The following is a 9,704-nucleotide window of genomic DNA, read 5'->3' on the forward strand; positions in this document are numbered from 1 at the left end:
TAAAGATTTTAGAGTTTGTAGATCCATCTACAGTTTCATCTACAGTTGATCTACAATCATCTACAGTTTTATGCCCACTGGATAAAAAGGCTAGTCTTCTCCCATTCCCAATAACTTTTCCATATCCCATCTCAACTAACTCATTAAACATCTCCCGAATTTGATCGCTAGATAGTTTTGATTTTTGAAATTCCCTTATTCCCTGTATGGCTTCCCTAGCCGTCACCTTACCTTTCCGATTTGATAATTCGATAATTTTCTTAAATATTGGGGATAAATTGCCGTCATTCGTGTCAGCTTCACCATATACCAGTTTTATCTGTCTTAAGTACACCGCACTCAATTTTCTGGCTATCCTCATTATCCTTTCTGAGATCACAACTTCAAGCTCCTCATCATAAAAGGCATTCTCAATGGTAGCCAGCAATAAGGCAATATCTCCTACAAACTGCTTCATTTTGGCATAAGCAGCCCTTAAAGCCTGGTTAGGCTCATCCATCTTAGATTTCTCCAACTTACGGAACCATTGAGCGTAAATCTCCCGGGCTTCTGGGGACAATGTGTAATCAATGGCCGGTAAGGCTTCAATCTTTCTGTACAAGTTCTCTAGGATGCTGTTGATGTAGATGGGGGGTTCATCGTCGGGAAACTTAGCCTCACGGATAGGCATCACAGCCCATAGGAACCTTGCCCAATGTCCTTGGGAATCTTTGCGATCGCCCATCTGTTGTTTAAGCACGTCCCGTTGAATCCCACCAGTAATGGAGAAAGTAGAGCGAGGGTTACTTAATCTTTTCCCACTAGCTCGATTTACCTTAATCCCTGTACCGTCACGTCCTGATAATATCTTTTCGGCATCTGTCCCTTTACCACCTCTGTAAGCGTTGGCTGATTTAATCAATCCCGACAACTCATCAAACTCCATCAAAAATCCTTTGTCGGGTTGATCTGATTGGATTTTGGATATCGCCTCGGACGTAGCATCACCGGTGAAGTATTCCCGAGGGGGTGCAGGTGGTGAGGGTTCCTCATCCCTATCATCTTTCTTAGTAGCCTTCCATGCCCTCATGTCCTCTTGATACTCTTCCAATTGCTCCTTATACCGTGCGTCAGCTTCATTCTGTAATTTCTTGAATGGACTGATGATGGTTTTCATTGTTGGGGACTTAGCAGAGCCACTCTCGGCCACAATGCCAGTGTAGAGAATGGGTTTAGCGTAAAACTGGGTTGACTTAATTAACTCTAGTTTGGTGTCTGGGTTAGTTAAACTGGCCACTACTGGTAATAAGATAGTTAACATCGACAGTGGATTACTACCTAACACATCAGCAATCCAAGTAAGAGGCTCTGCCATTTGTTGGGGGAGGTAGTGCTTTAAGTCGATGTCGGTGTGTTCAGTTTTAAGAAGGTAATCAAGCTGTTTTTTAGTGTCTTCTCTATCCTCTATCTGTTCTAATTGTTTTAGGCGATCACTATATATTTTCCTGAGATCCGGGACAAACGCCCCGAACTCTTTAGCTAAGTTAGTAAGTTCGATTGATACTTGAGTCTCACCCAAGTTATCCTCAATGAGTCGATCAATCCTAGAAACTAGCTCGTCATGGTTAATCGGGTCAGGGTTGTATCTGGGATGATTAATTACTTTGTTTTTAGCCTGATTCCCTTTACCGCCCACACTACTCCCAGTCTGATTATGGGTTGCTGTCTCTCGTTTCTCGTTGACGACGGCTGTTAAAACATCATCCTTGGAAAGTTTATAATCTTCTACCCAATCAGCTAAGTCTAATCCTTTATTTTCGGGTAGATTTTGCCACATAGGGGAATCAGGAAAAGCATAAAGCCATTGGGCATCGGGGAAATCTTTAACTATGGTGTCAGCGTGTTCTACTCCACAAACATCCCGATCTGGACAGATAACAACCTTGGCGGATTCTAAGTCTTTAGAGTGATGGGGTAGCCATTTACCACTTCCCCCAATGTTACAAGTGGCCGGTATGCCCTTCTTCCATAGGAGATCCGCGCATGGTTCCCCTTCAACAATAAAGATGGTTTTGTTTTGTGCGATCGCCTCCCTGACCTCTCGATATCTGTAAATGGGAATGTCTTCACGGTTGACGGGCCCATACCCACTAATCCACTGCTTACCATTCCAATGATATTGATTGAAGCTTCTTTTTCCATTCCCGTCGTCGGTTCGGGTTACTTTGATTAAAAACTGTCCCTGCCTATCCCGATAGATCCATGAACGTTCCTTTTTGGGTCGTATGGCTTTCTTGATGGGTTCGGACTTGTATCCTTCCCCAAATATCTCAATCAAGGATTTCAGGATAGATGAACCATCGTGACATTTATGGCAGTCGTAGCGGTATTTCTCCCTTTTATTGAAGCTAAAGGCTTGCTGTCCACAGCTTGGACATTCTATATTTCCTTTAGCATTTTTCTTTTTGCCTGATGCCCACTTCTCTACCATTTCCCCAATAACTTGAGATGTTAGAATAGAGTCAGAATTATGATATACCATGAGGCTCTCCTTTAGCTTGTAGTGAAGCTTTGGAGGGTTTCAACTTTTTAGCCGTCATCTCTGGCTGTTTAAGTAAGTGTCGAATAGGGTACAGTTAAGTTAGAAAAAAAGTTTTTTTGTTTTTGGTATGTGGCCTTGTCAACCACCACCAAGCGATTTTTGACTGTACCGGCTTTTCGGATTTTTCCAGGGGTCACAACGCAGAGAATAAAGCTTGCTTTTGTTGATGAAGCCCTCCAAAATTTTCTTTAACATCTTCACTCTAAAACGAAAATCAGCCCTTTTAAAAAAAATACCCGATTGTAAACTTTTGTTAAGATAATGGTTTCTTAATCCCTCTGATCCATTGGTACCCCTTCATTCTTTGATCTGGACGGGTAAAGGAATGACAGACCTTATCTAACTCATCCATCGTCTCATGGTAACGGGATAGGCTTCTAGCTATATCCTTGTCTCGCTTCTGTAGTTTTTTAGCCAAATCGTAAACCAGATAATAAAGCTTCTGATCGCTTCCATGTCCCAACTGCCTAACCTGCTTTTCAAACCTTTCTATCTTTAATTTCTCAGGCTTGGTTAAATCTTTTTTGTTTCTTAATTCTCTGACTTTTTTATCAGTTTGGTACAACTTATAAGAAGCCCTTGGAGAGAATCTACTATAAGATTCGCTATCTTTCAATTGTGCTTCGCATTCCTCCCGCATAACAGCCATTAATAAATCCCCTGGAGTTGAAGGGATAACCAATTTTTTAGAGCTAGTAGCACTAGGTAAATAACACCAACAATCATGGATAAGCTGGTAATAGTCTAGCCATCGCCGCCTCATTGCTTTAGCCCATTTTTCTATCCTTTTGTGCGAATACTGGTATTCTGCATCAATATTTTCAAGAGAGTAGGGTGATATTTTTCCCGAAAAATAAGCATTCATCTCTATAAAAATCATACCCCATCCTTGCCTTAAATTCTCCCAATATTTTCGCTGATCATCAGTTTTGTTCTTGAGCCATTCATGGGGGGGTAATCCTTCAATAGTACTTAATATTTGTTCCTGTTCTTTGACGGGGACAATTGCCATATTTTCTCCTGATTTCTGTTGAAATACCACCTAATTATAGCCAATATTAATAGAAAGTGTAAGGCTAGAAAAGCCTAGTAGTTAGCGATCGCCTCTACAGTTTAATCATCACATCTAGCACATTTAAAATCACCAGGCATACTAGAGCTTCCACAAAAAATACATTTGCCCTTTGAATAGCTAGTATTATGATTATCCACTTTGTGCGAAGCAATTGTTGTTATGATAGAATTTTCTTCGATTAATTTTATTGGAGAATTCTTATAAATTGGTCTAATTTCTTTTTGTAAAAATTCTTTTTCAAGGTTTTCTCTGATTTTTGCGATGATTTGAGGATTATTTGTTTTTAATCCTAATTCACGTTCTTTGCTAATATCTGATGAAGTTAAAAAATTATGACTACCAAACATAGTCATTTTTTGATCCGAAATGAGGATTTTTTCATGAGTTCCAATTTTTCTAATAATAACTTTTTTGGGATATCTAGCCTTTAGTTCATCAAAAAACTTTACTGCTGTATTATAGTCTTTATCTTTTTTTTTGTCTTCGTTTCTTTCATATCCGATTTTTATTATTACATCTCTTTTTAATAAGCAAAAAAACAGTTTTTTGATTTCTTTATCTATAGCATCAAAAGAAATCCAAGGGCAAACTAAAATTAATTCTTTATGGGTATTTTTTAACGCATCAATAAATACCTGACGACTTTCTTTTCTTCCAAATAACAAAGTATATTCATAATCATGAGATATTTTTTGTAAATTGCGTAATTTATTTAAAATATTAACAATGGGTACCGAAATATTATTATGTTTTTCTCTTAAGTCTTTTACCTCTTGTTTTAAAGCTTGAATATCCTCATTATCTGTTGTGGCTTTATTTTCTTTTTTGACTATTTCTAATTCTTCAAATATTAATGCTAAAATATCTTTGCTTTGTTTTTCTACTTTTTCAACTTCTTCAGTGATAAGGGTTAGTAAATCTTCTTTATAATGTTCTAAAGTATTAAGTTTTTCTAAAAAGGTTTCTTTTACTTTTTGTTCTAAGTTATGCAAACTTCTTGAATCATTAAGATAATTAATTTGATTCTTAAGTGAAGCAATTTTTTCGTTGAGTTCAATGAAATTATTATTTTTCACTTGGATAAATGTTGTATTGATTACCTTTTCTATATTGTTATATGTATAATCTTTTATGTCCCTTATTTCAGATTTTAACTGATTTATAGCTGAGTAAGTTATCACGTCTTCAAATTTTTGTTTTAAAGACGTAATTTCAAATTCTAAATTATTTAACTCATTTAAACGATGATTTTCAAGGTCAGATATAGCTTGTTTAATCTCTAATAACTCATAATGTTTATTATTGTCAATTTCTCTGATTTCCGATTGTAAACTATCAATAGATGTATTTGAAACCGATTTCTTTATTTTTTTTTTGATTTCTTCTATTTCATTGCTTATTGTTATAAAATCACACTGATTCTTTGATATATCTAGAACACAATCAGTTTTTAAAGCTTCAAACTTATTGTTTAATATTTCTAAATTAGATTTAGATTCTAGAATACTATTTTTATTAGCTTTTATCTGAGTTATATTATAATTAACATTAGGACGTAAATGAATAACTAATTCTTTTGCAACTAATTCTAAGTTTTTTTCTATTTTTTTATTACTATGTTTTTCTAGTTTTTGTCGATTTAAAAAATTTATTCCAAGGGCTAAAGTCAAAGGAGCAACAGAATACAGAACTTGTTGAGTGGCAACTGTTATTCCCATTCCTAGTAATGATGAACCAATAGCTAATTTTTCTAGAAGATGAGTAGAAATACGATTTTGATTATTTAATTGCTTTCTCATAAAAGGAAACTTTATACATTATTGATAAAGTTCCCTTTTGATACTAAAAAAGCAACATTTTTATGGATTTTATCAAACTTAGACAAATTTAAAAGAATTAATCGCTACTCAAATCAGGATGATGATTAAATCAAACTATCTAGCATCTCTGTTATGTCCTTTTGGGCATTTAAGCGGTTGTCGTCATAAATCATCAAAGTGTTGAGGTTAGCATGACGGCTTAATTTTTGAACTTTTCTCACGTCCCCATCAGTCTTATCCAATGCCGTAGTAATAGCACTATGCCGAATCCGATGAGGACTCATTACCTTTTTAATGCCTACAGCTTCACATCGTTTCTGAACAATCTTATAGATGGAGTTGGTATGGAGACGATGGCCAATATACCCAGGCTTATGCGCTACAAAGAGAGGGTCATCATCATTAACATCTCCCCTCAACTCTAAGTAGGTTGAGATCGCCATTACAGTCCCTTTACCTAACGAAACTGTTTCGGCTTCTGTTCCCCTTCCCTTCCCATAGATCCGTAAAGTCATCCCATCGGGGTCAAAGTCTTTAATATCCGTCTTGGCAACTTCTGACCGTCGTAGAGCATTACTCCACAACAAAACCAATAGGGCATAATCCCTCACCCCAATGATAGTTGACCGATCAACATTGGCCAAAACATCCTTAAACAGATCAAGGTCAATCCCTGACGTATCCCTGTATTGCGCCATCTTTTCCCCCTTCACTGTTTCTAGGGTAAACTCACAGTGACCGCATTGATAAGCATGACTAACCAGTGACTTGATGGCTGCCAGCCGTCGGTTTATAGTGGCCGGTGTTAGTTCCTTCGATATCATCTGACCTTTATATCTGGTTAGTAGTTCATGCCCTTGATAGCGATCGCCCGATAGAAACTTTCCGAGGGTCATGTTAACGTCATTGAGAAAGTTGGTGATATCCTTTCGATAAACCCTTTGAGTATGAGGAGATCGCTTAGTGCTTAACCAGTCTTGAAGGATTAGATCCCAATCAGTTGTAGAGGTTAGGGGTGTTAGATGGGTTAGGTTGCTGTTAAAAGAAACTATGTTAGTCATTTGTACTTATTTTGGTTATTCTGTACTATTGAACTGGTGAAAATCGTCATTATCAACACTTGGTTTTTGGGATAAAAGGGTGGCCACGATGCCACCCTAAAAATGGTTAAGGTTGATCCTCGTTTTCTGGAGTCAATCGATCAAGAATTGTCGCCAGTCGATCCTCTATCGTCTCAATGTGACGAATATAATCAGCTTGAACTTCATAAAAGTCTGCTTGTGCTGCTGATAATCTAGCCATCCAATCAAAAATATGACGACGATCCCGATTCCATTCTTTTCTGTCTCGTGCTACGGCATCACTTAACGCCTGGATCGATTTAGCATTGGATTCGACAATTTTTTCAATTCGGTCTAATCTGTCTTCTGACATCGTGTTACTCTCAAATTAGTTACTTTATTTATGTCCCCAAGGTGGCCGCCAGGGGACTGCTTTTATTTTAGGGGTAAGGTTCCCTAATGCTTATGTATTCAATGTGTACAAAGTATTCTTAACTTCAGTATTACTCTGTATACAATGTCTGTCAATAGCCATAAGCAAGATTTATCGGACAATGTACACAGAGTAATATTTAATATCTGTATTGCATTGTGTACAAAGTATTTAGTAGTATCGATACAACGTACACAAAGTAAGATAATGACAGACAACGACATTAAAACCCCAACAGATAAGCCCATTACGGTAAGGATTCCCTTGGATTTATTAGGAGCAATAGAGAATCTAGCCAGCGATCGCTATCCTTCACGGAAAGGTACAGGGGGGAATCGTAGCCAAGTAATCTTAGATGCTCTGGAGTTTTATCAATCCCACCAATGGGGAGAGGGGGACAATAACTTACAAAGTGTACAAAGTATTAGTAGTCAAGAAATAATAGAGGAGACTGTCAAAAAGTTTATATCTGACAATGTACACGATATAATACAAAAGACAGTACACGAAAAATTACGAAGTACACAAAATAATCTTGATCAAAATAGCTTACAAAGTGTACAAAGTATTAGTAATAAGGATGATGTGACATTACAAAGTACACAAGGTAACACTGAAAATAAGCCCTCCGAAAATAGCCTAGAAAGTGGTTTAAAAGATAATCAAGTATTAGAACCCATTGCGACGGGAGAACCCCCCACAGACCAAATATCTGAGGACATCCCACCAACTGAAACGAATAAAATCCCCAAAAGCCCCACCAGACAAAAGACTGAGGAAAATGAGGGAAAACTAAACAGTAGCCAACTAGCAGATATTCTTGGTATCAACTCCGGCACCGTTACGCGGTGGGCAAAGAAAAGATATGAGGATAAAAATTTGAAGCCACCTCAGAAAAATAAGGAAAAATGGGATGTATTTATGCAGTGGGATAAACAGGGTAATCACTGGATAAAAAAATAATCCCATACTCCCAATTATCAAGATTTTTACTCCCACTTTACCTAAAAAAATTCTTTAAAATGCCTGATTTTGAGCTTTTTTACCATCAAAATCGGGCTTATTTTTTGGCAAAAAATCCCTATTTTCGAGCTATCGGAAGCAAGAGGGAGTAAGAGGTTGTTACAGCGTTACGGGTTATTTTATGCCAACCCCTCATTTAAAAATCAGCGATATCATCCCCATTTGTCAAAGTCACTGAAGCGGACTTTAATCTACTCCCATCATCGATATATGCGACAAATAATTGACAAACGCTGTTTAAATTATCGTTGGGGAGTATCTCAGCCCTAACCAACACATCCATGATCGAACCGGCCAAATTATCGCAGTCTCCCCTACGGTGCGGATTGTACAAAACAATTTCTAGCTCGCAGGGAGGAGTTAATTTCCTCCTAAAAACTTTTTTCTGGATTATTAATTGCCTCGTAGCGTCCTCCAAAAAGTCTTTATACCTTGGGGGGTAGAAAGTGCCATTTCTGGTTACTTTGGGGCGCGCCTTCGGGATAATTTCACCTTTTAAAATAAAAGTTTGTTTCATAGATTTTAGTAGTTTTCGGGCAAAAACTGATCCCACAATTCAGGTTCAATATCTTTTATCTTCAAATAATTCCTTATGCTCATTTTTAATGCGTCCTCATATTTTGGTCTTTCCTCATTGATAAAAGCTACTGCCTTCTCAAAGATAATAGCTAAGTCGTCGGGGTGAATATTGTTCATGTCTGTAATCATTTTTCTCTTATGAATATTATTGAAATCCCATTTTAAAAGACCAACTAATATCTGTCAAAGATACATATATGTATGTTTGCAGGTATTTCAATATGTGTTCTTTTAATTCCTATCAGATGCCTTTTTGGTTCTGTATTTTTCTCTAAATTCATCCACTTCCGTTAATCTTTGAATCCCTAATCCTAAAAGTGAAAGTACCCCACAAACCAAGCCGTAGAATTTAGATTCATTCCTACTAATCACTACATAATTATCGATTTCAAAATGATAGATTGCCTCTTGTTCCAACCATTTAGTCATCGCACTTATTCTATTAGCCATAGTTGCATAAAAAGGAATATTTAATATTTTGTGCCACTGCCTATTAACCGTAATTGGGAGGTGTTCACAGTCCGAAAATATTTGTCTTTGTTCGGAGGTAAAAATATAGGTTAATGACATAATTAATACAATAATACCTAATATTATTGTAACCAATAATAAGGATAGATAGCATTATTTCAGCTATCTATTTTGGCTCACTTCGCTGATGCTTACTCTAGATGATAATCTTTCCAGGATGCTGGCTCGATATCCTCAATAACGGTTAATGGGTAGGTAATGCCATCTTTTGTCTCAAGCTCAAGGTGATCACCACTTTTTATAATTTTTCCCACAATGGGCATCTTCCCCATTGGATGGACGCATTTCCTTTGATCAAGTCCCCAGGCTTATATTTTGAATTTTGGGAAACTGTAGATGTTGTAGATGATTGTAGATCAACTGTAGATAAGCCATCTACAGTTTGTAAGTCGCTCTCTGAGTCGATTTCATCAGAAGTGTAGATGTTTGTAGATGGTGTAGATGGGTTTTTTGTAGATTTTGATTTTTCATTGGGGAGGGGTGATTTCTCGGGCGGTTGTGTTTTTTTTCTAATTTCATCTACAGTTTGAGCTTTTATTCTCTGTAAGTCACTATTGGTAAAGATTTTAGAGTTTGTAGATCCATCTACAGTTTCATCTAC

The 9,704-nt window shown here is 37.0% G+C and carries 11 protein-coding genes; 1 reads left to right on the forward strand and 10 read right to left on the reverse strand.

Going from position 1 to position 9,704, the window contains the following annotated elements; all coding sequences use genetic code 11:
* From P9B04_RS08475 to P9B04_RS08495, 5 genes are all read right to left on the reverse strand, one after another.
* Positions 1-2,521: DUF3987 domain-containing protein (locus tag P9B04_RS08475; RefSeq protein WP_342054547.1), on the reverse strand; the 2,521-nt coding region annotated here is incomplete at its 3' end.
* 313 nt (positions 2,522-2,834) lie between these two features.
* The gene (locus P9B04_RS08480) at positions 2,835-3,593 is read right to left on the reverse strand and encodes a hypothetical protein (protein WP_342054548.1); all 759 of its coding nucleotides are present in this window, start codon (positions 3,591-3,593) and stop codon (positions 2,835-2,837) included.
* Between the two features lie 101 nt (positions 3,594-3,694).
* The gene (locus P9B04_RS08485) at positions 3,695-5,455 is read right to left on the reverse strand and encodes a phospholipase D-like domain-containing protein (RefSeq protein ID WP_342054549.1); all 1,761 of its coding nucleotides are present in this window, start codon (positions 5,453-5,455) and stop codon (positions 3,695-3,697) included.
* Between the two features lie 125 nt (positions 5,456-5,580).
* Entirely contained in the window at positions 5,581-6,537 is a 957-nt protein-coding gene (locus P9B04_RS08490) for a tyrosine-type recombinase/integrase (protein WP_342054550.1), read from the reverse strand.
* Positions 6,538-6,643: 106 nt separating this feature from the next.
* On the reverse strand, positions 6,644-6,910 hold the full coding sequence (locus P9B04_RS08495) for a hypothetical protein (RefSeq protein ID WP_342054551.1): 267 nt from the start codon (positions 6,908-6,910) through the stop codon (positions 6,644-6,646).
* 267 nt (positions 6,911-7,177) lie between these two features.
* Between P9B04_RS08495 and P9B04_RS08500 the strand changes: the two genes are divergently transcribed.
* Positions 7,178-7,933: a CopG family ribbon-helix-helix protein gene (locus tag P9B04_RS08500; RefSeq protein ID WP_342054552.1), complete on the forward strand. Its 756-nt coding sequence runs from the start codon at positions 7,178-7,180 to the stop codon at positions 7,931-7,933.
* A gap of 196 nt (positions 7,934-8,129) precedes the next feature.
* Here P9B04_RS08500 and P9B04_RS08505 read toward each other — a convergent pair whose 3' ends face one another.
* From P9B04_RS08505 to P9B04_RS08525, 5 genes are all read right to left on the reverse strand, one after another.
* Positions 8,130-8,510, reverse strand: coding sequence for a RusA family crossover junction endodeoxyribonuclease (locus P9B04_RS08505; protein WP_342054553.1), 381 nt, complete (start codon positions 8,508-8,510; stop codon positions 8,130-8,132).
* 5 nt (positions 8,511-8,515) lie between these two features.
* Positions 8,516-8,689, reverse strand: a complete 174-nt coding sequence (locus P9B04_RS08510; RefSeq protein ID WP_342054554.1) for a hypothetical protein — start codon at positions 8,687-8,689, stop codon at positions 8,516-8,518.
* A gap of 114 nt (positions 8,690-8,803) precedes the next feature.
* Entirely contained in the window at positions 8,804-9,142 is a 339-nt protein-coding gene (locus P9B04_RS08515; RefSeq protein WP_342054555.1) for a hypothetical protein, read from the reverse strand.
* Positions 9,143-9,234: 92 nt separating this feature from the next.
* Positions 9,235-9,357 carry a hypothetical protein gene (locus P9B04_RS08520; protein WP_342054556.1) on the reverse strand — a complete coding sequence of 41 codons (123 nt, stop codon included), beginning with the start codon at positions 9,355-9,357 and terminating at the stop codon, positions 9,235-9,237.
* The coding region (locus tag P9B04_RS08525) for a hypothetical protein (RefSeq protein WP_342054557.1) at positions 9,342-9,704 on the reverse strand (363 nt) is incomplete at its 5' end. The genes P9B04_RS08525 and P9B04_RS08520, both read right to left, overlap by 16 nt.

Origin of the sequence: Crocosphaera sp. Alani8, assembly GCF_038442745.1 — a bacterium.
Classification (GTDB): Bacteria; Cyanobacteriota; Cyanobacteriia; order Cyanobacteriales; family Microcystaceae; genus Crocosphaera.

Excerpts from the sequence above, each read along its gene's own strand:
- P9B04_RS08505 (WP_342054553.1), bottom strand. The coding sequence starts at position 8,510 with ATGAAACAAACTTTTATTTTAAAAGGTGAAATTATCCCGAAGGCGCGC.
- P9B04_RS08490 (WP_342054550.1), bottom strand. The coding sequence starts at position 6,537 with ATGACTAACATAGTTTCTTTTAACAGCAACCTAACCCATCTAACACCC.
- P9B04_RS08515 (WP_342054555.1), bottom strand. The coding sequence starts at position 9,142 with ATGTCATTAACCTATATTTTTACCTCCGAACAAAGACAAATATTTTCG.
- P9B04_RS08495 (WP_342054551.1), bottom strand. The coding sequence starts at position 6,910 with ATGTCAGAAGACAGATTAGACCGAATTGAAAAAATTGTCGAATCCAAT.
- P9B04_RS08485 (WP_342054549.1), bottom strand. The coding sequence starts at position 5,455 with ATGAGAAAGCAATTAAATAATCAAAATCGTATTTCTACTCATCTTCTA.
- P9B04_RS08500 (WP_342054552.1), top strand. The coding sequence starts at position 7,178 with ATGACAGACAACGACATTAAAACCCCAACAGATAAGCCCATTACGGTA.
- P9B04_RS08510 (WP_342054554.1), bottom strand. The coding sequence starts at position 8,689 with ATGAACAATATTCACCCCGACGACTTAGCTATTATCTTTGAGAAGGCA.
- P9B04_RS08480 (WP_342054548.1), bottom strand. The coding sequence starts at position 3,593 with ATGGCAATTGTCCCCGTCAAAGAACAGGAACAAATATTAAGTACTATT.